This is a genomic window from Providencia sp. PROV188, assembly GCF_027595165.1.
GTDB classification, from domain to species: Bacteria; Pseudomonadota; Gammaproteobacteria; order Enterobacterales; family Enterobacteriaceae; genus Providencia; species Providencia lanzhouensis.
Genome location: NZ_CP097291.1, coordinates 1,538,698 through 1,565,131 on the forward strand (window position 1 = coordinate 1,538,698; position 26,434 = coordinate 1,565,131).

Below are 26,434 nucleotides of genomic sequence, written 5' to 3' on the forward strand. Positions count from 1 at the left end.
TATGGCGCTTACTAAAGCTGAAATGTCAGAAAATTTGTTTGAAAAACTGGGTGTTAGCAAACGTGATGCGAAAGACCTTGTTGAAACTTTCTTTGAAGAGGTTCGCCTTTCCTTAGAAAACGGTGAGCAAGTTAAATTATCTGGATTCGGTAACTTTGATTTACGTGATAAAAATCAACGTCCCGGTCGTAACCCTAAAACTGGGGAAGATATTCCAATCACTGCTCGTCGTGTTGTTACTTTCCGCCCAGGCCAAAAATTAAAAAGCCGTGTGGAAAAAGCAACGCCAAAAGAGTAATCCTATTCTCTGAATAGCAGAGTAATAAAAAAGACCGCCTAGGCGGTCTTTTGTTTTTAAGTAATAGACACACTTTTAAATGTGGTGAAACATATTTTTCTCTTGATGGATTAACGCAGCAATATAGTTCTCAGCTAGTTTAGTCGCTTCAGCTTCTTTTCGGAGCTCAGTAAGAGAATCCTGGCTATTATGTTGCGGTGTGTTGCTTGTGTTTATCAAGTGTGGTGCGAAAATCACAGCTAAATTTCTGATGGACATTTTATGAGATGCTTCATTATTGGAAATAAGAGCACAAAAGCGAGTAACAAGCTGTAATGTTAATGGTGGTGGTGCCAGGCGATTTAATGCGCTGTAGATCCTATTGTCACAGTTTTTTAAAATCGAAAGGGCTCTATTTTTTAATTGTTCATTACTTTTAATTTGTTGGGTCACATCTTCTTTATTTTTTACTGCATCAGCACAGGCTTGTAAGTCATCAAATGAAATATCTGATTTGAAGTCAATGTTGCTCGTTTTTCTGAGTGATTCGCCTGCTATTTTTTTAAACGCGCTGGCTAATGTTGTTAAAGGATAGTGCTCTAGTTGTGTAAGATGGTAATGAGCACTTTCTGGGTCATTTATCTTATTAACGAGTTCGCTGACGGCATTTTTGCTGCCTTCAGTACGAAATATACCTTCACTTTTTGAATACTCGTTATGCTTAAGAATTGTACTACCTAGCAGGTTAATGGCACGGTTTTTCTCTCTATCTATGTCAGAGAGACGATCATAATTATTAATAAGTTCCACATTGCTTTGTTGTAACTTAGTTATTTCGTTTTTTCGTATTTTTTCTGCTCGCTGGGCTTTATGCTGTGCAATTATGTGTAATGCAGCGGCTCGTGCAGCATCGGCTACGGTATGCCCTGTTAAACCATCTTGGGGAATGATTTCATCTTGAGGTGATAAGTTTTTTGCGGAAGTTTCATCTGCAAAGGAAACGGTGCGAGCGGGTGTATCTTTGTTTGGTTGGCTAATCATAACAAAGGGTTCACTTAAAACGATTTGTTTCTTGCTGGTTTGTTTGCTTTGGGAACTAAAAAATAAAGAAAAAAAGCTAACAAACGATTGAGTTACTTTTTTTAGCGATGTTTTAAAGTGATTGCTAGCCTTATTCTCAGTTTGGTCAGTCTCTTTTATGTTGTTTGCAGAGAGTTGCGGTTTAGAAAAGGAGCTAACTGTGTTTGGTTTCATATGTAAACCTTTATTATGGTTAAGAGTAGAAGTAGAAGTAGAAGTAGAAGTAAAATTAAAATTGGCAGCAGTTTAAATTTTTTCTTATGCTCTCTCTTATATAAAACGCGCTTATTTTTTTAACAAAAGATAATTATTGTAAATGTAATGACTATTTCCTTGAAACAATTACAAAAACAACAATTTCAATCCGATATGGGGTTGATAATGCTGTTGTTACTGAGTCTTTTTATCATTGCAATGCTATCGCTCAGTGCAGGGGAAATTTGGTATTGGCCAAGCCAATGGATGGATGATTCAGCACAATTATTTGTCTGGCAAATTCGCTTACCTCGGCTCCTTGCGGTGATCACCATTGGAGCATCATTGGCGGTGACAGGCGCCATCATGCAAGCGTTATTTGAGAATCCATTAGCGGAGCCTGGATTGCTAGGGATCAGTAATGGTGCTGGAGTGGCGGTTGTTTTTACCGTATTGCTCTCATCGGGTATTACCTATTATTGGCTAGTTAGCATAAGTGCCATTCTCGGTGCTTTAGTCCTCACCGGTATTTTACTCTATTTTGCTCGCCATCAACATTTGAATAATGCCAGCTTATTATTAGTTGGCGTTGCGCTTGGCGTGATCAGCGGTGCGTGTATGACATGGATGGTCTACATGAGCAGTAATTTAGATTTACGCCAATTACTGTATTGGATGATGGGCAGCTTCAGTGGTGTAGATTGGCGTCAAATAGGATTGGTCATTGCTTGCCTACCGTTTTTATTTTGGGCAATAACTCAGGGAAAAATTTTAAATCATATATTACTGGGGGATATTCAAGCCTATCAATTGGGTATTTCTACGCATCGCTGGCGATTAATATTAATTATCATTACCGGAATATTAATTGGGCTCAGTGTGGCAATTGCGGGGGCAATTAGTTTTATAGGATTAGTGATCCCCCACATATTAAGGCTAAGTGGGATCACCGATAACCGTTTTTTATTACCAGCCTGTGCAATTGCTGGGGCGCTATGCTTATTAATTGCAGATTTGTTGTCCCGATTACTGATAGACAATGCTGAAATTCCGATTGGCGTGATTACCGCGACCTTGGGTGCTCCTATTTTTATTTACCTTCTCGTCAAAAATCATACATGGCGACAGTAATATGAATAAAACAGTGATAATTGAAACGCAAAATCTGAGTGTGAAAAACCGATTACGGGATATTAACCAGTCCGTTTTTGCAGGGGAGCAGATACACCTATTAGGTGCCAATGGGGCAGGAAAAAGTACGTTACTTTCAGCGTTGATTGGCTGCACTTCTTACATAGGAACGATTTTATTTAATAGTGTCAATCTGAAAGATTATGCTGTTCAGGATGTTGCAAGGTATCGTTCGTATCTCACACAGCAAACAGGAATTTTACCGAGTTTAAAAGTGTTTCAATACTTATCCTTGTTTATTGAGCAGCATGTCGTTCCGCCCATGATTTTTAGCGAATTATGTGAAGATTTCCAGCTTTCTCCATTATTATCTAAGCCTATTAACCAATTATCTGGTGGGGAATGGCAGCGAATTAGGATAGTTGCTGTATTTTTGCAGGTATGGGATAGGGACTGTTTGAGCGGAAAAATAATCTTATTTGATGAACCAATAAACAATTTAGATATTATTCAGCAAGGAATGCTAGATAAATGGGTGAAATGTTTTTGTCATTGCGCAGGAACAGTTATAATGAGTGGACATAATCTTAGTCATTCTTATAAAAATGCAAGTCGAATTTGGATGATGAAGAAAGGCACAATTATCTATGCAGGTGAGCCTGACAATGTCATGACAGAAAGTCATTTGTCAGATGTATTTATGGCTGATATAAAACTCAATCAGAGCTCATTGAATAAAGTATGGCAAATTAACGATCATACTAATTAGCTAATCGTGTTCTTATTGCCCGTATCACGGCAATGATTGCAGTAATGATGACTGGTGTTGAGGTTCGGTTAAAGTAATTTTAACTAGAATATCCTATTTATAATGAAACTAGGCTACAAACAATATGAGCAATTTCCTTCCGTTTTCAAAACCAGCAATCGGGGATGAAGAGGTTAAGGCAGTAGAAAACGTTCTGCGTTCAGGCTGGATCACGACAGGCCCACAGAATCATCAATTAGAAGAAGATTTTTGCAAACGTTATGGTTGCAAGCATGCGATTGCCCTTGCATCGGCAACTGCTGGTATGCATGTTGTTTTGATGGCGCTGGGTATTGGTCCAGGTGATGAGGTTATCACTCCGTCACAAACATGGGTTTCAACTATCAATATGATTGAGTTGCTAGGTGCAACGCCAGTTATGATTGATGTTGATCGTGATACCCTCATGATTCAGCCAGAAGCAGTAGAAAAAGCCTTAACGAGCAAAACGAAGGCAATAATCCCTGTTCATTATGCTGGTGCCCCCTGTGATTTAGATGCCCTACGTGCCATCGCACAAAAAGCGGGCGTTTTCCTCATTGAAGATGCGGCTCATGCGGTTGGAACACGTTATAAAAATGAGTGGATTGGTGAGAAGGGCACGGCCATTTTCTCATTTCATGCAATCAAAAATGTGACTTGTGCGGAAGGTGGCTTAGTTGCCACTGATGACGATGCACTTGCTCAGCGTGTTCGTGCATTAAAATTCCACGGTTTAGGCGTCGATGCGTTTGATCGCCAAATGCAAGGTCGTAAACCACAAGCAGAAGTGGTTGAGCCGGGTTTCAAATATAACCTATCTGATATTCATGCGGCGATTGCAGTAGTACAATTATCCCGCGTTGAGTATTTAAACCAGCGTCGAGCGGAACTGTCGGCACGCTACCGTGAGTTACTGAAAGACTCTCCATTACAGATGTTATCTGTGCCAGAATACCCACATTTACACGCCAACCACTTATTTATGGTGCGTGTTGATAAGTCTGTATGTGGCATTGACCGCGATGCATTTATGGAGAAGTTGAAAGAGCATAATATTGGTACGGGATTACATTTCCGTGCAGCTCATACGCAAAAATATTACCGCGAAAAATACCCAGAGCTGTCATTACCAGAATCAACATGGAATAGTGCAACGCTTTGCTCATTGCCTCTGTTCCCAGACATGACTGACGCGGATGTTGAACGGGTAGTGAGTGCGATTAATACAGTCCTTTTGGAGTCAAAATAGTGTCATTAGCTGATGAATTTGATGAGATTAAAAAAGTCTCAGTAGTAATCCCTGTTTATAACGAAGAGCAAAGTCTGCCTCAGCTGTTAGAACGTACGATTAAATCCTGTAAACAATTGACTCAAGCTTATGAGTTAATTTTGGTTGATGATGGAAGTAGCGATCGTTCTGCAAAAATGTTGGTTGAGGCGGCTGAAAATCCAGATAACCATGTCATTGCGATCATTTTAAACCGCAACTATGGTCAACACTCTGCGATCATGGCGGGTTTCAATCAAGCGGATGGCGACTTAGTTATCACTCTTGATGCGGACTTACAAAACCCACCGGAAGAGATCCCTCGTTTAGTGCAAACAGCGGCCCAAGGCTATGATGTTGTTGGAACTCGTCGTGCTAACCGTCAAGATTCATGGTTCCGCAAAACGGCATCAAAAATGATCAATGCGATGATCACCAAGGCGACTGGTCGTTCAATGGGTGACTACGGTTGTATGCTGCGTGCCTATCGCCGTCATATCATTGAAGCGATGCTTCAATGCCATGAGCGCAGCACCTTTATTCCTATTTTAGCGAATACATTTGCGCGTAGAACCATCGAAATTGATGTAGCGCATGCTGAACGCGAGTTTGGTGATTCAAAATACAGCTTTATGAAGCTGATTAATTTAATGTATGACTTATTAACTTGTTTAACGACTGCGCCTCTGCGTCTGTTAAGCGTGGTTGGTAGCATTATCGCTGCTGGTGGCTTTGTGCTGGCAGTGTTGTTAATTGTTTTACGTTTACTGTTCGGTGCGAGCTGGGCAGCTGACGGCGTATTTACACTGTTTGCGATACTCTTTATGTTTATCGGCGCGCAGTTTGTTGCTATGGGATTATTGGGCGAATACATCGGTAGGATCTATAATGATGTGCGCGCGAGACCTCGTTATTTTATTCAAAAAGTCGTCGGTGCAGACCTTAAAACCGACAAAAATCAGGAAGAAAACTAATGAAAGCTATTGTTTTTGCCTATCATGATATTGGCTGTGTAGGGATAAAAGCGCTTGAGAAAGCGGGTTTTGATATTCAGGCAGTATTTACACACACTGATGATCCAAATGAAAACCACTTTTACTCTTCTGTAGCTCGTGTCAGTGCAGATATGGAACTTCCTGTTTTCGCTCCAGAAAACGTTAACCACCCACTGTGGATTGAACGTATTCGTGAGATGAAACCTGATGTGATTTTCTCTTTCTACTATCGCGATATGTTAAGCGAAGAACTGTTAGCATTAGCACCGAAAGGCGCTTTCAACCTGCATGGTTCTTTACTGCCTAAATACCGTGGTCGTGCACCAATCAACTGGGCACTGTTAAATGGTGAAAGCGAAACAGGCGTGACGCTGCACAAAATGGTCGCTAAAGCTGATGCTGGCGACATCGTAGCGCAAGAAAAAGTGGCTATCACGGATACTGATACTGCTCTGACTCTGCACGCGAAAGTTCGTGAAGCAGCAGAAGTTCTGTTAGATAAAACTCTGCCATTAATCGAAGCGGGCAGCTATAAAACTGTTGCTCAAGATGAGAGCCAAGCAAGCTACTTCGGTCGTCGTTGTGCTGATGACGGTCAAATCGACTGGAGCCGTAGCGCGAAAGAAATTAGCTGCCTGATCCGCGCAGTGACTGAACCATACCCAGGCGCGTTCACCTATTTAGGTGCACGTAAAATGATCGTATGGCGTGCTCGTGTATTAGACGATAACCAAGGTAAAGCTGCGGGTACCGTATTATCTAGCGACCCACTGCGTATCGCATGTGGTCAAGGCGCACTGGAAATCGTGAGTGGTCAAAGCGAAACCGGTTTATACATGCAAGGCAACCGTCTAGCTAATGAAATGGGCATCGTCACTGACGTTCGTGTTGGTGCTAAACCAACTGCGCAAGTTAAGCGTCGTAAACGTGTTCTGATCTTAGGTGTGAACGGCTTTATCGGTAACCACTTAACTGAGCGTCTGTTACAAGATGACAACTACGATATCTATGGTATGGATATTGGTTCATCTGCAATTGAACGCTTCATCGGTAACCCACGCTTCCACTTCATCGAAGGTGACGTAAGCATCCACACTGAGTGGATTGAATACCACATCAAAAAATGTGACGTTATTCTGCCATTGGTTGCTATCGCTACGCCAATCGAATATACCCGTAACCCACTGCGTGTATTCGAATTAGACTTCGAAGAAAACCTGAAAGTTGTTCGTTACTGCGTGAAATACAACAAACGCATCATCTTCCCATCAACTTCTGAAGTTTATGGTATGTGTGATGATAAAGAGTTTGATGAAGACGAATCTCGCCTAATCGTTGGTCCAATCAACAAACAACGTTGGATTTACTCTGTATCTAAACAGTTACTTGACCGAGTAATCTGGGCATACGGCGCGAAAGAAGGTCTGAAATTCACCTTATTCCGTCCATTTAACTGGATGGGGCCACGTTTAGACAGCCTGAACTCTGCGCGTATTGGTAGCTCACGTGCGATTACTCAGTTGATCCTGAACTTAGTTGAAGGTTCACCAATCAAGTTAGTCGATGGTGGTGCACAAAAACGCTGCTTCACAGATATCAAAGATGGTATCGAAGCACTGTTCCGCATCATTGAAAACAAAGACGGCAAATGTGATGGTCAAATCATCAACATCGGTAACCCAACTAACGAAGCAAGTATTCGTCAGTTAGCGGAAATGCTGTTAGAAAGCTTCGAAAAACACCCAGCTCGTAGCAAGTTCCCTCCATTTGCTGGCTTCCGTGAAATCGAAAGCGCTAGCTACTATGGTCAAGGTTACCAAGACGTCGAGCATCGTAAACCAAGTGTTGAAAACGCACGTCGTTTACTTGACTGGGTTCCGACTATCGACATGAAAGATACCATTGAAGAAACATTAGACTTCTTCTTACAGGGTGCTGTAGAAGAGCTGGAAAGCAAAAAATAATGAAAAAAGTTGGCTTGAGAATCGATGTGGACACCTATCAAGGTACATTGAAAGGGGTTCCTCAATTACTTAAAGTGCTCAAAGAGCATGATATTCAGGCCAGCTTTTTCTTCAGTGTAGGACCCGATAATATGGGGCGCCATTTATGGCGCCTTTTGCGTCCTAAATTTCTGTGGAAAATGCTACGGTCGAATGCGGCATCTTTGTATGGTTTAGATATTTTACTGGCGGGTACTGCGTGGCCAGGTAAAAAAATCGCCAAAGATTTAGGCTATTTGATGAAACAAACCTTGGATGCTGGGCATGAAGTCGGCTTACATGCATGGGATCATCAAGGATGGCAAGCCAAAGTGGCTAAATGGAGCGAAGCTCAACTCACTGAACAAGTGAAATTGGGTGTCGATGCATTGCAGCACGCGACAGGTCAACGAGTCACTTGTTCTGCGGTTGCAGGGTGGCGTGGTGACGAGCGTGTACTCGAAGTTAAACAAAGGTTTGATTTCGACTACAATAGTGACTGCCGTGGAAAATTCCCATTTAGACCTATTCTACGCGATGGTTCGTTGGGAACAGTACAAATTCCAGTGACGTTGCCGACCTACGATGAAGTCGTCGGTACAGTAGTAACAGGCGAAGAATTTAATGATTTTATTCTTCAAGCAATAAAAGATGACCAAGGTGTTCCGGTTTACACTATCCATACGGAAGTGGAAGGAATGTCAAAGTCACAACAATTTTCACAATTATTGGAACGAATTAAGCAAGAAGAAATCCAATTCTGTACATTGAGTGAATTGTTGCCTGAAGACATCAATACGCTTCCAAAAGGAAGAGTGGTTCGCGCCCCATTCCCGGGACGAGAAGGTTGGCTGGGCTGCCAAGAAGAGGAATAAAATACCCATGTTGAATAACCGAGCGAGCAAAGTAGGAGCCTCTCTGCTGGCTCTTTTTTTTGTCTTGACCTATTTGTTGCCGTTAAACAGTCGTTTACTTTGGCAGCCGGATGAAACCCGTTATGCGGAAATCAGTCGCGAAATGCTACAACGCGGTGACTGGATAGTGCCGTACATGCTGGATATTCGTTACTTTGAGAAACCAGTAGCGGGGTATTGGATCAACAATATTAGCCAAATGATTTTTGGTGACACAAACTTTGCAGTTCGTTTTGGTTCTGTCTTCTGTATTTTATTGAGCACTCTGCTGGTTTACCGCATGGCAAAAATGATGTGGCGTAACAGCCATGTTGCCTATGTGGCAAGCTTCATCTACATCTCGATGTTCTTGGTGTTTGCAGTAGGGACATACAGCGTTCTTGACCCGATGCTATCGTTATGGATAGCCGCCAGTATGTTTTGTTGCTTATGGGCGATGAAAGCTCGAGAGGTTAAGACCAAACTCGCCGCATGGGGAGCTCTTGGGCTGGCCTGTGGTATGGCGTTTATGACCAAAGGCTTTTTAGCTTTAGCTATTCCTGTCATTGTGATGCTACCTATCACCTTGTATCAAAAACGTTTCCTTGAAATGCTTAAATATGGTCCATTAGCGATTATTACTGCGGTGATCATCAGCTTGCCGTGGGCATTGGCCATAGCCAAACAAGAACCGGATTACTGGAATTACTTTTTTTGGATTGAGCATGTGAAACGCTTTACGGCGGATGATGCTCAGCACGTTGCGCCATTCTGGTACTACATTCCGATTATTTTGCTTGGGGCTATTCCGTGGATGGGCTTAGTACCTGGCTCATTAATTAAAGGATGGAAAGAGCGTAAATCTAGCCCAGATATGTTCTTTTTACTATGTTGGTTTGTAGTTCCGGTGATTTTCTTCAGTATTTCACGCGGAAAACTACCGACTTACATGCTGCCGTTTATGGCGCCATTGGCGCTGCTAATGGCGAAATATGGTGTGGATTGTGTACGTAATGGCACCATGAAGGCATTGAAAGCCAACGGAATTATTAACATTGTTATCGGGATTGCCGCCGTGATAGCGGTGATTATCGTCAGCAGTGTGATCAAAAAGCCCCTATATGAGCATGATGAATGGTCAAAAATGGTGCTGGGGGTTGTGGCGTTTTCAATTTGGGCGATCATCGGCTATCTCTGTACCGTATTAAATGCGAAATATTGGCTGTGGGCGGCATCTTGTTCATTGGCGGTCAGCTTATGTATTGGTAGTGCATTACCAAATAACACTATTGATTCGAAGTTACCGCAGAATTTTATTCATCAAAATCATGATCTCTTGATGAACAGTCAATATTTGATGGCAAGTAACGTCGGCGTAGCTGCGGGGCTGGCATGGGAAACCAAAAATTCCAATATTTATCTCTATAATAGCAGCGGTGAATTAACTTATGGCTTGGAATACCCAGACAGTGCGCATCGTTTGGTTAAACCGGATGAATTTGCTGCATGGCTGGCAAAAGCTCGCCAAGAAGGGCAGGTCACCGTGGTGTTCTTGTTAGGTAAAAAAGAAGGGTTGCCAGACATTCCGAAGCCGGATGAAGTCATTAAGAATTCCCGTATGGCGATAGTGGTTTACCATAAACAATGATAGCGCAATTACTTCTATTACTTCTTGTCAGTGTGTTGACTTGCATTGGGCAAATAGCCCAAAAGCAAGCGGTCGTCGTTTGGCAAGGAGACAAACATAATAAAGCCGCATCCGCCATTCGTTGGCTGGTGCTGGCGGTATTAATGTTGGGATTGGGAATGCTGTTTTGGCTAAAGTTATTGGAAACAATGCCACTCAGTATTGCCTACCCGATGCTCAGTATTAATTTCGTTTTGGTCACATTGATAGGGCAATTTGTCTACCATGAGCAAACGGGGCTAAACCACTGGCTCGGGGTTGCCTCAATCATGATGGGAATACTACTGATGAGTATAAGTGTATGAATAAAGGATACTTATGGGTACTCGGTAGTGCGCTATTAGTCACCGTCGCACAGCTCAGCCTGAAAGCGGGAGTTGTTGAGCTTCCATCGTTCTCTCTAGGTTGGCACTGGTTGCAGCTAGAATGGCTGGCAGATAATGCGGCAAGTTTAGGGGTTATCTTTGTCGGGTTAGTCTGCTATGCGTTATCGATGCTGTGTTGGCTATTTGCGTTAAAATATATCGCGCTTAATAAAGCCTACCCGCTTATCAGCCTCAGCTATGTTTTCGTTTACATATTGGCGGTGGTGTTGCCATGGTTCAATGAACCCGCAACGGCGTTAAAAGCGGCGGGGATTGCATTTATTCTGCTAGGCGTATGGCTGATCAGTCGACCTTCTAAGCCTTTAACGAAAAAAGCTAAATAGCATCAGATAATTAGCCTTAGGTGTTTATTTTTTATGCGCTGCACTGTTGATCATTGTACATTATAGTCTCGCGTATTAAGATATCACTTAAGGTTATTATTTTGGGGTTATCTATGCCCGCTGGTTATCTATAAGGTACGCTATGATAGTGAATCTCAAATACCTACCATTGCTGTGTTGCCTCGTGTTGATTGGCTGCTCTTCATCCGTAAAACGGACGTCAGCACCGCCAATGAAAACCCAATTGTCTGATCCCATAATGACTATCGCGCAGCTCAAAGACCAGCTAAGCCAGTGGTATGGCACGCCGTATCACTATGGCGGCATGAGCCAAAATGGTGTGGATTGTTCGGGTTTTGTCTATCGAACATTCAGTGATCGCTTTGCGATTGAAGTCCCGCGTACGACGGTTGACCAAACGCGTTTAGGTACGCGTATTGATAAATCGGATTTAATGCCGGGTGACCTTGTATTTTTTAAAACGGGATCAGGGGAAAACGGTCTGCATGTTGGGATTTACGATACTGATAACACATTTATCCATGCATCTACTAGTAAAGGTGTGATGCGTTCATCGATGGATAATAGCTATTGGCGAAAAGTGTTTTGGCAGGCACGGCGCATCTAATTTCGCTTCATTCCTCATTAATTCTTCAGTGATTATGCTATCTTAGGAGCAAGTTTTGCTTTTAGGATAGCCGAATGTCTACATTACGTTTATTTATTTCTGAATCCTTCGATCCTTGGTTTAATTTAGCGGTTGAAGAAACCATTTTTCGTCAAATGTCAGCTGATCAACGCGTGATGTTCCTATGGCGGAATGCCGATACGGTGGTCATCGGTCGCGCTCAAAACCCATGGAAAGAGTGTAACACTCGTAAAATGGAACAAGATAATGTTCGATTAGCGCGTCGTAGCAGTGGTGGCGGGGCTGTATTTCAAGATTTAGGCAATACCTGTTTTACCTTTATGGCAGGGAAACCGGAATATGATAAAACCATTTCAACGCAAATTATTGTGGATGGGCTGGCAAAAGTCGGGATCCACGCTGAAATTTCTGGGCGTAATGATTTAGTACTCGAAACTGAAAATGGTCCACGAAAAATTTCAGGCTCAGCCTACCGTGAAACTAAAGATCGTGGCTTTCACCACGGTACTTTACTGATTAATACCGATTTAAGTCGTTTAGCAAATTACCTCAATCCTGATCCTAAAAAACTGCAAGCCAAAGGGATTACGTCAGTACGTTCTCGCGTTGCCAACTTAAATGAGCTAGTACCGGATATTTCTCATGAAAAAGTGTGCGAAGGGATCATAAATAGCTTCTTTAGTTATTATGGTGAAACCGTCGAACCGGAATATATTTCACCGGAAAAACTCCCTGATTTACCTAATTTTGCAGAGACATTTGCGAAGCAAAGTAGCTGGGAATGGAACTTTGGGCAAGCGCCTGCTTTTAGTCACATGGCGGATACCCGATTCCCATGGGGCGGTATTGAGTTTCATTTTGATATTGAAAAAGGCGTGATCACGCGCTGCCAATTTTTCACCGACAGTCTCGATCCATCGCCATTAGAATGGTTAAGTCAGCAATTGGTGGGGCAAGTTTACCAAACGGAAACCATCCGTCAGTTAATGAAACAAATGAAGACGCTGTGGCCCGCGTTGACGGAACAGTTTGCAGATTTAGAAAACTGGCTCGTTAACGAACTGAGATAAAAAAAGAGCCGATGATTATCGGCTCAAAATATAGATTTCGTTGGAATGGGTGTTTGAGGGTGTAACGAAAATCTAATGTGCGCTTAATGATGGCAATTGCAAGTCATAAAAGTTTTGCATTCTGGTAACTCACCCGCTTGACGGAATTTAGCAGGGGTAGTATCAAAATGTTTCTTGAAAATACGCGTAAATGTGGCTTGAGAGCTAAAGCCATATTGCAACGCGATATCTAGAATAGGTAAGTTGCCTTCACGTAATGATTTAGCGGCTTCTAGCAGGCGACGTTTACGAACATATTCGCCTAGCGTGCAGCCCTTAAGTTCTTTAAATACACGCTGCAAATGCCATTTCGAATATCCGCTTTTATCCGCGATAGTATCGATTTTGATGCCTTCATTGCGTTGTAATTGGCTTTCAAGCCATCTAATGATTTCATTGACTACACTTTCTGACATATCTACCTCCTACTCTAGTAGGCTATTGTTCATTAATAACTAATAATAACTCATGAAATTATGGTCTATTCTTCCTTTTTTTCCGATATATCGATAGGCTAATCGTGCGGTTTTTGAATGAGAATAACTATTGTTACGATAGTTTTCATTGAAATGCGAAAAACTAAACATACATAGATGAATGTTAATTTATCTTTTAATTCAATTGATTATGATTATTTTTCTGGATAAAAATAGCTTTATTTAGGCTGTTAATAGACTTATTCAAATTTATTGTTGGTGCTGTTCTATTTTATTAACCAAGTAAATTATTGAAATTTTATTTGATGTTATTATGAACAAAATAACTCAAGGTAATATAACAATTAACAGGAAATTCCGAGGTAAATTGTTTTCTTAACAATAGTGCGATGTATTGAAAGGTTCATTTACCCATGAAATTTAAGATTGGGGTAAATGAACCTGATTTCAATATGTAGTTACTTATTAATTACCACTGATAATTCACATTCCAATAAAAATTACGACCTTCCTGTGGTACGCCCATAGAAGAGACATAGTTTCTATCAAACGCATTCTTCAGGGTCAGGGTGGTATTTAGCCCTTTGACAAATTGGTCGGCTTTGTAGTTTACGTAAAAGTCATGTACGCCATAACCTGCATATTGAATCACTTCACGGTGTTTGCGATCTAACCCGTTCTCTGTATTTTGGTTCGATGATTGATATTGTGAGTTCCCCATGAATTTAGTTTTTGCGGTAAATTCACCGGACCAACCCACGTTGACGTCACTGTTTGCAATTGGTGCATTGAAACGCATTATCAGTGTTTCAGGGCGAATGGCCGATAGGGAATAATGCGTATCATTTTCTCGCCCGTCAGTGATATTGTGGTTGATATTGAAGTCAAACCACTCATTTGAATATCGAATGTGGCTATCAAACCCGGATATCGTCGCAGATGGAATATTCTCCAAGAATATTTGCGATGGGAACCAGTTTCCACTGACCTTCTTAAAATCACCACTGGTCACGATGTGATTTTTTGACTTTGTATGGAAATAAGTTGAGCCAATTTGCAGTTCATCACCCTGCAAAACAAAATTATCAAAACTGAAAGTGAATCCAGCCTCAACCGTTTTATTTGTCTCCGGTTTTAAATCGGGTGATGGGCGGAAATCAGAGACAAGACCGAGTAGGGGAACAGTAAAATGGTTAGAGTTATTGTAGAGTTCAGAGAGACGTGGGGCACGATAACTTTCGGCATAGGATGAATGTAATTTGACCCAACTCGTTGGTGTGACGGTAGCGGCAAAACGCGATGACCAATTATTGTGCTGCTGTTTGCCAACATTTTCACGTGCAGTTTTGTAATGGGTAAAACGGGTTCCCGCAGACAAAGTCACAGGCACGCTTTTTAAGCTTACATCATCGATTAACCACGCAGAAGCATTCGAAATCTCGGCTGGAGGGTAGCTTATAGCGTATTCATTAGACTTCTGATGTTGCTGAACATAATCAATTCCACTTTGAATATGGTGACTTATACGTGGCGTATGAATAGAAAAGTCATTAGAAAACTGACTTCCATAGGTGTATTGATTACGCGTTTCAGTGTCATAACTGTATGACGTAAAAATGTTTGATTTTTTCTGTAAATCTAATTGTGAAAGATGAAGGTTGGTGTAATAAAGTGACCAATTTGCCTGCCAATTCAATGGATTATCAGGTGTGAAATTTTGATCAATGATAATGTCTTTTTGTATGGTTTCCCTCTGATGAGGGGAGTTTTTAAATTTAGGTTGACGGGTGTCAATGACCTCGGGTTGCTTCAAGTCAATGGCATCATTGCGGTATTCTTTGTACTGCAAACCGATAGAATAGGCAGGAAGCGCATACCACGTTGTTTTGAATAACCAGTTATGCACTGATTCTCGATGGTCATACTTATTGGAAACAGGCGATCCAGCTAGCTGTTTTTTCCGTTGGGTGTAACTGATTACGCTATCTAGTGGACCTAAACGCCCTAAAAGCGTGGCTCCCGCATGATAACTGGGGTCATTGCGATTCATTCCACCGAATAAACGACCACCAAATTTTCGGTCGGGCTTAAGAATATCCGATGGCGTTAACGTTTTGATGGAAATAGTTCCAGCCAGTGCGCCGCTTCCATGTTGTACAGAAGACGCGCCTTTATGAATGTAAGTTTTGCTGATCAATGATGGATCAATGAAGGTGGCATCAAATAAGCCCGAATAAAAATCTTGGGGAACATTATCCACCATAATTTTTACGCCACGTGAATCGTAGCCTCGCATCTGCACTGACTGCCCATAGGTACTACCTGCTCCAGTCACAAAAATGCCCGCTTGACCCTTTAACAAATCGAGAGCAGATGAGGCAGTTTGTTGTTCTGGTGCCGTAGTATCAATGACCTCAAATTGTTCGGCAACGGCAAATTTTTCGTTATTTAGAGGGGTAGTGGTTACGTGGATCACGTCGTTAGCGGCTAAGGTACTGAATCCAGTCATAGCAAGGGCGACGGCTAATGTTGATAAAGAAAATACTTTGCTGTGTGAAGCATCTGAAGTTGATGCTGATCTCAATGTAAACGCCATTAGGAAATCCTTTCCTGAGTAATATGATTCTGGCTACCGAGATAATAAAAAATATCAGAGGTGGCTTATAGTTAAAAACGAGAATCATTATCGATAATAAAATGGCGGCATCAAGTATTTTTTGGTTAATAATACTGAGTTTTTCAAAATAAATAGTTAATTATTTCTTTAGATGAATGTGTTTGCAGTGAGTTATTTAGAGGGTAAATGAAAATAAGCGCTTTAGATTGAAAATAAGCTAAAGCGCAGGTGTCATTTTTGGATGAAAAGGTTATTTAAAGCGGAAGTTAACTGCGTCAGCCAGTATTTCAATCAATTGTTCAGTGTCCTCCCAACCCAAACATGGATCGGTAATTGATTGACCATAAACTAGAGGCTGGTCTGCACAGATTTTTTGATTACCTTCTTTTAAGAAGCTTTCTGCCATCACACCACTAATTGCTGTTGAGCCTTGCTTAATCTGTTGAGCGATATCTTGCGCTACATCTAATTGGCGACGATGAATTTTCTGGCAGTTACCATGGCTGAAGTCCACCACTAAATGCTCAGCTAAACCAAACTCATTTAATTTTTCACAAGCTTGTGAAATGTACTGCGCTTCATAGTTAGGCTTCTTGCCACCACGCATAATGATATGCCCATGAGGGTTACCACTGGTTTGGTAGATTGTCATCTGTCCGCTCTTATCTGGTGATAAAAACATATGCTGCGCTTTGGCGGCACGAATAGCATCAATAGCGATATTGATATTACCATCGGTACCATTTTTAAAACCAACAGGGCAGGAGAGCGCTGATGCCATTTCACGATGGATCTGGCTTTCGGTGGTACGAGCGCCAATCGCTCCCCAGCTAATTAAGTCCGCAATATATTGTCCTGTCACCATGTCGAGGAATTCAGTAGCGGTTGCTAATCCTAATTGATTAACTTCAATCAAAAGCTTGCGCGCTAAACGAATGCCGGTGTTCACTTGGCATGAGTTATCAAGGTGCGGGTCAGAAATTAAACCTTTCCAGCCCACAACGGTACGCGGTTTTTCAAAATAGGTGCGCATGACAATTTCTAAGCGATCTTGATATTTTTGGCGTAACGTATTTAGCTTATTAGCGTATTCAATTGCGGCATCAATGTCATGAATAGAGCAAGGACCTACAATCACCAGCAAACGCGGGTCTTCACCGGATAGGATCTTTTCAATTCGTTTACGTGACGCTGTCACGTTATCGGCGATTGCTTGGGATATCGGAAATTCCTCAGCGAGTGTTTGTGGCGTAATTAAACTGTCCACTCGCTGAGTTCGTAACTCATCTGTTTTATGCATTTTGTTTCTCAAAACTTTTACTCGGCTGAGCCTTTTTGTACAGCCGTATTAGTGACTAAGGTCACAATAAACGAAACTGGCTCAAATTCAAACCACCAACTTGGGTTGAATGAATAATTTTTTATATTTTATTTTGCTAAAAAATACGACGCTGTAATCCCATCGTATCAATCACTTTGGCTGAAATTTCTTCAACAGAGTAGTTGGTAGTATTTAAGTAATTGATTTTATTCTGTCTAAATAGCGCTTCTACTTCAGCAATTTCAATACGACACTGGCGAAGCGAGGCGTAACGGCTATTTTCTCTGCGTTCTTCACGAATTGCGGCAAGGCGTTCAGGGCTGATAGTTAAACCAAAAAGTTTATGGGTATAGGGACGTAATGCGGCAGGCAGCTGTAAATTGTCCATATCATCGGCAGTGAATGGGTAGTTGGCGGCTTGTATGCCAAATTGCATCGCTAAATATAAGCTTGTTGGTGTTTTACCGCAGCGAGAGACGCCAATTAAGATTACTTGAGCTTGTTCAAGGTTACGTAATGAAATACCATCATCATGAGCGAGGGTATATTCAATTGCTGCAATACGGGCATCATATTGGTTCATATTTTGCATGGATAACCCGTGAGTACGATTGAGTTTTGGCTCCGGTTCTAACCCGACTTCTCGCTGTATTGGGGCGACCAAACTTTGCACAATATCCTGACAAAATCCTGCACTTTGAGTGATGATTTCTTTCACTTCTGAGGAAATTATTGAATAAAACACCAGTGGACGAAGGGCTGTTTCAGCATAAATAGTGTCAATTTTTTGTTTAATTTCAAGCGCTCGTGCTTGCGTGGTAACAAACGGTAAAGTGTAAGAAATAAAGGATAATGGAAATTGAGATAAGACGGCGTGCCCTAACGTTTCAGCTGTGATTGCGGTGCCATCAGAGATGAAAAAAACGGTACGTTGAACTTGGCTGGCATTTTTACTCATAGAATTTAATTCGCTCATAACTGGCTTCTTTTTATCGTATTTTTTCTGAGTTTTGGAAAATATTGTAAGTGAATAAACATTTAAAAATCATTTATGGGGGGAAGTATAGACAAATTTTGAACAATTTTTAGAACAAAAAAATTTTATTAATTGATGGAACGATTCACCAGTCCATCTTCCCATAACGTCTGTGCTAGTCTATTCGCGAGGCGAATTTTCGCCAACGAGATTTTTTACGATTTGTTGTCTGTCACTAAATTGCTATAAAAGGATCGCTTTCAATGTCCACAAATGGCCTTACTCCGTGTAATGTACTTTGGTATAACCAATTAGGGATGAACGATGTTGACCGTGTTGGAGGCAAAAACGCTTCCCTCGGTGAAATGATCACCAACTTGTCCGATCTTGGTGTATCCGTACCAAACGGTTTTGCGACAACCGCACAGGCGTTTAATGATTTTCTGGAGCAGAGCGGTGTAAACCAGCGTATTTACAACCTGCTAGATGAAACGGATATTGATGATGTGAACCAACTGGCGGCAGCCGGTGCTCAGATCCGCCAATGGGTGATTGATACCCCATTGACGCAAGCATTAGAGCAGGATATTCGTGAAGCTTTCCTTCAATTATCTGAAGGTGAAGCCGAAGCGTCATTCGCTGTTCGCTCATCAGCAACCGCTGAAGATATGCCTGATGCCTCATTTGCTGGGCAGCAAGAGACATTCCTCAACGTTCAAGGGATTGATGCGGTATTGGTTGCCATTAAACATGTATTTGCGTCGCTGTTTAATGACCGTGCTATTTCTTATCGTGTACACCAAGGCTACGACCATCGTGGCGTCGCGTTATCTGCGGGTGTACAACGAATGGTGCGTTCTGACCTCGCTTCTTCCGGCGTTATGTTTACTATCGATACTGAGTCTGGTTTTGACCAAGTCGTGTTTATTACCTCCGCATATGGTCTCGGCGAGATGGTGGTACAGGGCGCGGTAAACCCAGATGAGTTCTATGTCCATAAACCAACCCTGCAAAATAATAAGCCTGCGATTGTACGTCGTACATTAGGCTCTAAAAAATTGCAGATGGTCTATGCCGACAGTAAAGAGCACGGTAAACAAGTGAAGATTGAAGATGTGCCAGAAGCACTACGCAATCGTTTCTCTTTAGCCGATCACGAAGTGGAAGAGCTGGCTCGTCAAGCTTTACAGATCGAAAAACACTACGGTCGTCCAATGGATATCGAATGGGCAAAAGATGGTCATAATGGTCGTCTATATATTGTTCAAGCGCGTCCGGAAACCGTTCGTTCTAACCAACAGGTTATGGAGCGTTATAAACTGAAAGACCAAGGGCAGGTCTTAGTTGAAGGTCGTGCAATCGGTCATCGCATTGGCGCAGGTTCGGTTAAAGTCATCCATAACTTAAGTGAGATGGATAGAATTCAGCCGGGTGACGTATTAGTGACGGACATGACGGACCCCGATTGGGAACCTATCATGAAAAAAGCGGCTGCTATCGTAACAAACCGTGGCGGTCGTACTTGCCATGCGGCGATCATCGCGCGTGAGCTTGGTATCCCTGCCGTTGTTGGTTGTGGTGATGCAACTGAACGCCTGAAAGAAGACCAAGATGTCACTATTTCTTGTGCTGAAGGGGATACTGGCTTTGTTTATGACGGTAAATTGGCGTTTGAAATCCACAGTTCAGAAGTGAACGACATGCCTGATTTGAACGTCAAAATCATGATGAACGTCGGTAACCCAGACCGTGCATTTGATTTTGCGTGTTTACCAAACGAAGGTGTCGGCTTAGCGAGACTCGAATTTATCATCAACCGCATGATAGGTGTTCACCCAAGAGCACTGCTAGAGTTCGATGCTCAGACGCCAGAATTACAAGCAGAAATCCGCAATATGATGGTCGGCTATGACGACCCTGTTGAATTCTACGTTAGCAAGCTGACGGAAGGGATTTCAACACTCGCTGCAGCATTCTGGCCAAAACGCGTGATCGTGCGTTTATCTGACTTTAAATCCAATGAGTATGCCAACCTCGTTGGTGGCGATAAATATGAGCCGAAGGAAGAGAACCCTATGTTGGGCTTCCGTGGGGCGGGGCGTTATGTGTCAGATAGCTTCCGTGCATGTTTTGCACTGGAGTGTGAAGCCGTTAAACGCGTTCGTAATAAGATGGGTCTGACTAACGTTGAAGTTATGATTCCGTTTGTTCGCACAGTAGCACAAGCCGAGTCGGTGGTTGCTGAGCTGGCAAAACATGACCTGAAACGTGGTGAGAATGGCTTAAAAGTGATTATGATGTGTGAAATCCCATCTAACGCACTGCTAGCTGATCAGTTCCTTGAACATTTCGATGGCTTCTCCATTGGTTCTAACGACATGACTCAGTTAACCCTCGGTCTTGATAGAGACTCTGGTGTTGTATCTGAATTGTTTGATGAACGTAATGATGCGGTTAAGGCAATGTTGTCAATGGCAATTAAGGCTGCGAAGCGTCAGAACAAATATGTCGGTATTTGTGGGCAAGGCCCATCAGACCACCAAGATTTCGCACAATGGCTGGTGGATGAGGGCATTGATAGCTTATCGTTGAACCCAGACACAGTAGTGCACACTTGGCTAACAATCGCTGGAAATCAATAATTTAATTATTCATTTTTAGATTGTTCATTATAAGAAGGTCGGTAAATAATTATTATTTGCCGACCTTTGTTTATATATAGAGACAACCTATTACAGCGATAGAATTAAACTCAATGTAAGTTTAATTTACGTAAATATTCATAATATATTATTCAGATTTTCAGCAAAATAAAACTATAGTCTCATAAATGGATTCATTATTAATGTTAAATAAAAAGTTATTAAATAATTAAAACCATTAAATCCATTACTCTAATTATGCGTAATTACGTATAGAGAGAGTAATTGGAATATTATATTAACTATGCAACAGAGAAGCGGAGTGTGGGGGAGATAGAGATAAAAAAAAAGCCTATCATGGGCTGACAGGCAAAGACTACACACAGCAATTTGGTTAAGTAAGTCACGTTAGAAATTAAATAACATAACTTATTAATTCGTTATCGAAGAGATATTAACAGGGATATATTAAACTGTTTAAATAAGTTAATCACTCGGAACACTCTTAATACCATATTACTTATTGTTCCCAAATGATTATTCATTCGATGTGGAGAATATTAACATAATTAAAGATAAAAACTAACAGTAGTGTGTTAAATATTGTTTCTAAATATTAATGAGAATAGATAGTCGAGAAAACATGTCCAAAATGAAACATGTTTTCTCGAATTAAATGAAATTTATTTCTTCATTAAGAATTCTTCTTCAAGGAATTTTTCGGTGGCTTCTAAATTTTCACTTGGTGGTGCCACTTCATTCATCCACGCTTTGAGCAGGCTATACGAGACAGCCAGCACCACAGGACCAATGAATAAGCCAATCATACCGAATGATAAGATACCGCCGATAACTCCCACTAAAATAAGCACCATAGGAAGATCTGCACCCATTTTAATTAGCCAAGGTCGTAGCACTCCATCCATAGTGGCAACCACTGCCGCCCAAACCCCGAGAATAATTGCCCAGGTAGTATCTCCCGTCCAAAATAGCCACAGAACGGAAGGTACCATGACTAATAGTGGGCCAAGTTGTGCAACACAGCAGATAAAAATCAAGACCGTTAAAATGGCAGCATAGCTAATACCCGATAGAGCAAGACCAACCCCACCCACAATGGCTTGAATTAACGCAGTAACAACTACGCCAAGTGCGACTGCACGAATAGATTGTGCTGCAAGTACCACAGCCGCATCGCCGCGGATGCCCGCAAGACGTACAGCAAAGTGACGAACACCGATTGTCACCAGCTCGCCTTTATAATAGAGCAGCCCACTAAACAGCAGCATCAATACGAGGTGGAATAAGAAGCGGCTGGCACTAACGGCCTGCGTTGCAAACCATCCTGCGGCTTGACCGAAATAAGGTTGTACTTTAGCCAATAACGCATTACCACCACTTGCTACTAAACTGTGCCAAGCGTAATACAGTTTCTCTCCGACCATAGGCACTTGATTCAGCCACTCTAAATCCGGCAAGGTGATACTGGCCGGTGACTTCGCCAATTCGATAAGCGGCGCACTGTTTTGAATAATGCTGCCAATCAAAATACTGGTTGGAATAACAAAAAGAAGGAAGATCAGTAGAACCATGGTCAGCGAAGCAAGCCAGCGCTTATTCCATAGGCGTGCTTGTAGTCGTAAGAGAATTGGCCAAGTAGCAATCACCATCATCCCCGCCCATACGAATCCTAAAATAAATGGGCTTAAGACCCAAAAACAGGTCGCTATCATAAAGATAATGGAGAGCAGTCCAAGGACGAGTTTGGGTAAATCCAAACGTTTTTGCGATTTTTCCATTAATGATCAATCCTTAACAAATGAAAATTCTGTGGGGTTAGGGCTTTTACAGGTGAAAATAGTGTAATTATTTTTCATGCTTAAAAGAAACGATATTGTGATATGGTTTTACTGACAATGTCACCGGCAGATGCGCTATCTTTACAGGCTGCGAGGGAACACTCCAATAAACCTTGTGCCTATTGTGCTACTTAAACTAAAGATAGTACATAACGACAAATGCGATTACTCAACAACAAGAGTCATGATTAATAATGATCCCGCGTATATCTGAAGCACCACATCTTAGTCAGTTAGCTATCCAATTTCTGCACGAGCTACAACAGCAAGGTTTTACTGGTGATACTGGCACCAGCTACGCTGAGCGTTTATCCATGGCGACTGACAACAGCATTTACCAACTATTACCACAAGCTGTCATCTTCCCGCGTTCCAGCGCTGACGTACAAATCATTACGCGCGTCGCAGGGCAAGACAAATACCGTGAATTAAGTTTCACGCCACGCGGCGGGGGAACGGGCACTAATGGGCAATCACTCACCGAAGGGATTGTAGTGGACATGTCCCGCTATATGAATCGAATTTTAGAAATCAACCCAGAACAGGGATGGGTAAAAGTTGAAGCTGGCGTGATTAAAGACCAACTCAACCAATTTCTAAAACCGTATGGCTATTTTTTCTCTCCGGAGCTATCCACAAGTAACCGTGCGACATTGGGCGGGATGATCAACACAGATGCTTCTGGACAGGGATCATTAGTGTATGGCAAAACGTCAGACCATGTTTTAGGGGTTAAAGCGATGGTTTTGGGTGGCGCTTGCCTTGATACTCGCGCTATGCCTATCGAACTCGCCCAAACGATTGCGTTAGAGGATTCAGTCGAAGGGCGTATCTATAAAACTGTACTTGAACGCTGCTTAGAGCAACGTCCGTTAATTGAAGAAAAATTTCCAAAACTAAACCGATTTTTAACGGGCTATGACTTACGCCATGTTTTTAATGATGACCTTACTCAGTTTGATTTAACGCGAATTTTAACAGGGTCTGAAGGCTCGCTGGCGTTTATTACGGAAGCCACGTTGGATATTACGCCGCTACCGAAAGTGCGCCGTTTGGTGAACGTCAAATATGATTCGTTTGAATCCGCATTGCGTAACGCACCATTTATGGTGCAGGCGCAAGCACTCTCGGTAGAAACTGTCGACTCGAAAGTTTTGAATCTTGCGAAAGAAGATATTGTTTGGCACTCCGTAAAATCGCTGATCACCGATGTACCGAATAAAGAGATGCTTGGGCTGAACATTGTTGAGTTTAGTGGCGATGATGCAGATGAAATCAATCGTTTGACTGATAGCTTATGCCAGCGCCTTGATGAATTGATGGCGAGTCAGCAAGCGGGCGTGATTGGCTACCAAGTTTGTCATGACCTTGCTGATATTACTCGTATCTATAATATGCGCAAAAAAGCAGTGGGATTATTGGGTAACAGCAAAGGTGCCGCGAAACCCATCCCATTTGTTGAGGATACCTGTGTACCACCGGAGCATCTTGCGGATTATATCGAGGAATTCAGAGCGCTACTGGATAGCCATAAACTAAATTATGGGATGTTTGGTCATGTGGATGCAGGTGTTTTACACGTTCGCCCAGCATTAGATATGTGCGACCCTCAGCAAGAAATGTTAATGAAGCAAATTTCGGATGAAATTGTTACTTTGACTGCAAAATATGGCGGCTTACTGTGGGGGGAACACGGTAAAGGCTTCAGAGCGCAATATAGCCCAGAATTCTTTGGTGAAGTGCTTTACGGTGAGCTGCGTAATATTAAGGCGGCATTTGATCCCTATAACCGTTTGAACCCCGGAAAAATTTGTCCACCAGCGGGTATCGATGCCCCAATGAAACAGGTGGATGCAACCAAACGCGGCACATACGATCGTCAAATCCCAATTCAAATACGCCAAGAGTTCCGAGGTGCGATGGATTGTAACGGCAACGGGCTTTGTTTCAACTTTGATGTAAAAAGTCAAATGTGCCCATCGATGAAAATTAGCCGCCAGCGCGTGCATTCACCGAAAGGTCGTGCAACGTTAGTTCGAGAATGGCTGCGTTTATTGGCGGAGCAGGGCGTTACAGCAGAGCAAATTGAAAAAGGCGTGAAAAGCGAGTCTCCATCGTTACGTGGGTTGATTGAAAAAACGCGTAACTCATGGCGGGCGAAGCAAGGGGATTATGATTTCTCCCATGAAGTAAAAGAGTCAATGTCTGGGTGTTTAGCCTGTAAAGCGTGCTCGACTCAGTGCCCCATTAAAATTGATGTGCCGTCTTTCCGGGCAAAATTTCTTGCGCTATATCATAGCCGTTACTTGCGACCAGTTCGTGACCATATTGTGGCGAATGTGGAAGCTAGTGCTCCGTTAATGTCAAAAGCACCGGGCGTTTTTAACTTCTTCTTGCGTCAAACGGTGGTTCAGAAACTGAGCGAACACACTATTGGTATGGTGGATTTACCGTTATTTTCTCAACCGACGCTGAAACAGGAGTTATCAGGGCATGCAGCGACCTCCCTGACATTAGAACAACTTGAAGGAATGTCTGCTAGCCAGCGCGAAAAACATGTGCTCGTGGTGCAAGACCCGTTCACTAGCTACTATGATGCAAAAGTGGTGGTGGATTTTGTTCGTCTGATCGAAAAGTTAGGCTATAAGCCTGTGTTACTCCCATTCTCACCGAATGGCAAAGCACAACATATCAAAGGTTTCTTAAGCCGTTTTGCGAAAACTGCACGTAAAACATCAGACTTTTTAAATCGTGTTGCTAAACTGCAATTACCGATGGTGGGTGTCGACCCTGCATTGGTACTGTGTTATCGCGATGAATATCATGAAATTTTAGGTGAGGAGCAATGCCAATTTACGGTAATGCTGGCTCATGAATGGCTAATCTCATTACCGGAACAAACCAAAAATGACGGAACTGATGAGCAGCCTTGGTATCTCTTTGGTCACTGTACCGAATCAACGGCATTACCCAATAGCGCCAACCAATGGGCTGCACTGTTTTCCCGTTACGGGCGTAAACTCACTAATGTGAGTGTTGGATGCTGTGGAATGGCGGGAACTTATGGTCATGAAGTCGCTAACCTTGAGAATTCAAAAGGTATTTACAATCTATCGTGGAAACCTGCGATAGAAAAACTACCCCTAGAACGCTGCTTAAGTTCGGGATATTCTTGTCGTAGCCAAGTAAAACGAATGGAAAAAACGGCAATCAAACACCCAATTCAAGCCTTACTGGAGATTGTTTCATGATTTGGAAGCGTCAATTTAACTTGCAACAAATGGCGGCAATGGCTGAAAGCTGTATGTTAGGCCATATAGGGATTGAAATTACAGGCTTTGGTGATGACTACCTTGAAGGTACCATGCCAGTCGACCATCGCACCAAACAGCCTTTTGGTTTGCTACACGGTGGTGCTTCGGTTGTATTGGCTGAATCCTTAGGTTCAATCGCAGGCTACCTATGCAGTGAAGGTGATCAACGTGTAGTTGGTGTGGAAATTAACGCAAACCATATTCGTGCAGCGCGAGAAGGTGTGGTGAGAGGTGTATGCAAACCGATTCATCTAGGGCGCCGTCAGCAAGTGTGGAATATCGAAATTTTTAACGAGAAAAACCAACTGTGTTGCACCTCCCGTTTAACAACTGCCGTATTGTTTGAATAATCAGCAGTTTGTTTCTTCTGATACCCTCAGTTTATTTGAGGGTATCAATCCTATATTTATCTTTCATATCAATTCTTTATAACTTATCTAATTTATTCATTCTCATTCAATGAATGTGGTACTAAACCGAATATCACTTTATTAATTTGTGTTA

The 26,434-nt window shown here is 42.3% G+C and carries 21 protein-coding genes; 15 read left to right on the forward strand and 6 right to left on the reverse strand.

Annotated features, from left to right (window positions below):
* The first annotated feature begins 1 nt into the window (after position 1).
* Positions 2–298 carry an integration host factor subunit alpha gene (gene ihfA / locus M5X66_RS06890; RefSeq protein WP_004263721.1) on the forward strand — a complete coding sequence of 99 codons (297 nt, stop codon included), beginning with the start codon at positions 2–4 and terminating at the stop codon, positions 296–298.
* A 75-nt stretch (positions 299–373) separates the two neighbouring features.
* On the opposite strand, the gene M5X66_RS06895 is transcribed toward ihfA, so the two are convergent.
* Entirely contained in the window at positions 374–1,531 is a 1,158-nt protein-coding gene (locus M5X66_RS06895; protein ID WP_036950464.1) for a Rho GTPase-activating protein, read from the reverse strand.
* A gap of 207 nt (positions 1,532–1,738) precedes the next feature.
* Between M5X66_RS06895 and btuC the strand changes: the two genes are divergently transcribed.
* The 11 genes from btuC (at position 1,739) to M5X66_RS06950 (ending at position 12,725) form a co-directional block, all read left to right on the forward strand.
* A complete protein-coding gene (gene btuC, locus M5X66_RS06900) occupies positions 1,739–2,683 on the forward strand; it encodes a vitamin B12 ABC transporter permease BtuC (protein WP_442959374.1) in 945 nt (314 codons plus the stop codon).
* Between the two features lies 1 nt (position 2,684).
* Positions 2,685–3,452, forward strand: a complete 768-nt coding sequence (locus M5X66_RS06905) for a vitamin B12 ABC transporter ATP-binding protein BtuD (protein WP_036950460.1) — start codon at positions 2,685–2,687, stop codon at positions 3,450–3,452.
* A 124-nt stretch (positions 3,453–3,576) separates the two neighbouring features.
* On the forward strand, positions 3,577–4,722 hold the full coding sequence (gene arnB / locus M5X66_RS06910; RefSeq protein ID WP_036950459.1) for a UDP-4-amino-4-deoxy-L-arabinose aminotransferase: 1,146 nt from the start codon (positions 3,577–3,579) through the stop codon (positions 4,720–4,722).
* Entirely contained in the window at positions 4,722–5,714 is a 993-nt protein-coding gene (arnC, locus tag M5X66_RS06915; protein ID WP_036950457.1) for an undecaprenyl-phosphate 4-deoxy-4-formamido-L-arabinose transferase, read from the forward strand. Before arnB ends, arnC begins: the two co-directional genes overlap by 1 nt.
* Positions 5,714–7,699 (forward strand): bifunctional UDP-4-amino-4-deoxy-L-arabinose formyltransferase/UDP-glucuronic acid oxidase ArnA, encoded by a 1,986-nt coding sequence (gene arnA, locus M5X66_RS06920; RefSeq protein WP_108479020.1) that lies wholly within the window; start codon positions 5,714–5,716, stop codon positions 7,697–7,699. Before arnC ends, arnA begins: the two co-directional genes overlap by 1 nt.
* Positions 7,699–8,592, forward strand: a complete 894-nt coding sequence (gene arnD / locus M5X66_RS06925) for a 4-deoxy-4-formamido-L-arabinose-phosphoundecaprenol deformylase (protein ID WP_270103964.1) — start codon at positions 7,699–7,701, stop codon at positions 8,590–8,592. Before arnA ends, arnD begins: the two co-directional genes overlap by 1 nt.
* A 7-nt stretch (positions 8,593–8,599) precedes the next feature.
* Positions 8,600–10,258, forward strand: coding sequence for a lipid IV(A) 4-amino-4-deoxy-L-arabinosyltransferase (gene arnT / locus M5X66_RS06930; RefSeq protein WP_036950450.1), 1,659 nt, complete (start codon positions 8,600–8,602; stop codon positions 10,256–10,258).
* On the forward strand, positions 10,255–10,602 hold the full coding sequence (gene arnE, locus M5X66_RS06935) for a 4-amino-4-deoxy-L-arabinose-phosphoundecaprenol flippase subunit ArnE (protein WP_036950448.1): 348 nt from the start codon (positions 10,255–10,257) through the stop codon (positions 10,600–10,602). The genes arnT and arnE overlap by 4 nt, the downstream gene beginning before the upstream one ends.
* Positions 10,599–11,006: a 4-amino-4-deoxy-L-arabinose-phosphoundecaprenol flippase subunit ArnF gene (arnF, locus tag M5X66_RS06940; protein WP_036950445.1), complete on the forward strand. Its 408-nt coding sequence runs from the start codon at positions 10,599–10,601 to the stop codon at positions 11,004–11,006. The genes arnE and arnF overlap by 4 nt, the downstream gene beginning before the upstream one ends.
* A 142-nt stretch (positions 11,007–11,148) precedes the next feature.
* Entirely contained in the window at positions 11,149–11,634 is a 486-nt protein-coding gene (locus M5X66_RS06945; RefSeq protein WP_036950443.1) for a C40 family peptidase, read from the forward strand.
* 74 nt (positions 11,635–11,708) lie between these two features.
* Positions 11,709–12,725 (forward strand): lipoate--protein ligase A, encoded by a 1,017-nt coding sequence (locus tag M5X66_RS06950; protein ID WP_154609740.1) that lies wholly within the window; start codon positions 11,709–11,711, stop codon positions 12,723–12,725.
* 83 nt (positions 12,726–12,808) lie between these two features.
* Here M5X66_RS06950 and M5X66_RS06955 read toward each other — a convergent pair whose 3' ends face one another.
* The 4 genes from M5X66_RS06955 to ppsR form a co-directional block, all read right to left on the reverse strand.
* Entirely contained in the window at positions 12,809–13,180 is a 372-nt protein-coding gene (locus M5X66_RS06955) for a helix-turn-helix domain-containing protein (RefSeq protein WP_006813273.1), read from the reverse strand.
* Between the two features lie 490 nt (positions 13,181–13,670).
* Entirely contained in the window at positions 13,671–15,797 is a 2,127-nt protein-coding gene (locus tag M5X66_RS06960) for a TonB-dependent receptor domain-containing protein (RefSeq protein ID WP_154609741.1), read from the reverse strand.
* 271 nt (positions 15,798–16,068) lie between these two features.
* Positions 16,069–17,118, reverse strand: coding sequence for a 3-deoxy-7-phosphoheptulonate synthase (locus tag M5X66_RS06965; RefSeq protein WP_154599993.1), 1,050 nt, complete (start codon positions 17,116–17,118; stop codon positions 16,069–16,071).
* A 136-nt stretch (positions 17,119–17,254) separates the two neighbouring features.
* Positions 17,255–18,097 (reverse strand): posphoenolpyruvate synthetase regulatory kinase/phosphorylase PpsR, encoded by an 843-nt coding sequence (gene ppsR, locus M5X66_RS06970; RefSeq protein ID WP_036950523.1) that lies wholly within the window; start codon positions 18,095–18,097, stop codon positions 17,255–17,257.
* 281 nt (positions 18,098–18,378) lie between these two features.
* On the opposite strand from ppsR, the gene ppsA reads away from it, so the two are divergent.
* Positions 18,379–20,757, forward strand: coding sequence for a phosphoenolpyruvate synthase (gene ppsA, locus M5X66_RS06975; protein WP_108479015.1), 2,379 nt, complete (start codon positions 18,379–18,381; stop codon positions 20,755–20,757).
* A gap of 683 nt (positions 20,758–21,440) precedes the next feature.
* Here ppsA and ydiK read toward each other — a convergent pair.
* Positions 21,441–22,556 carry an AI-2E family transporter YdiK gene (gene ydiK / locus M5X66_RS06985; RefSeq protein ID WP_036950431.1) on the reverse strand — a complete coding sequence of 372 codons (1,116 nt, stop codon included), beginning with the start codon at positions 22,554–22,556 and terminating at the stop codon, positions 21,441–21,443.
* Between the two features lie 254 nt (positions 22,557–22,810).
* On the opposite strand from ydiK, the gene ydiJ reads away from it, so the two are divergent.
* A complete protein-coding gene (gene ydiJ, locus M5X66_RS06990) occupies positions 22,811–25,867 on the forward strand; it encodes a D-2-hydroxyglutarate dehydrogenase YdiJ (RefSeq protein ID WP_270103965.1) in 3,057 nt (1,018 codons plus the stop codon).
* Complete coding sequence (locus M5X66_RS06995; RefSeq protein WP_036950426.1) at positions 25,864–26,280, forward strand: hotdog fold thioesterase; 417 nt, start codon at positions 25,864–25,866, stop codon at positions 26,278–26,280. The genes ydiJ and M5X66_RS06995 overlap by 4 nt, the downstream gene beginning before the upstream one ends.
* Positions 26,281–26,434 lie beyond the last annotated feature (154 nt).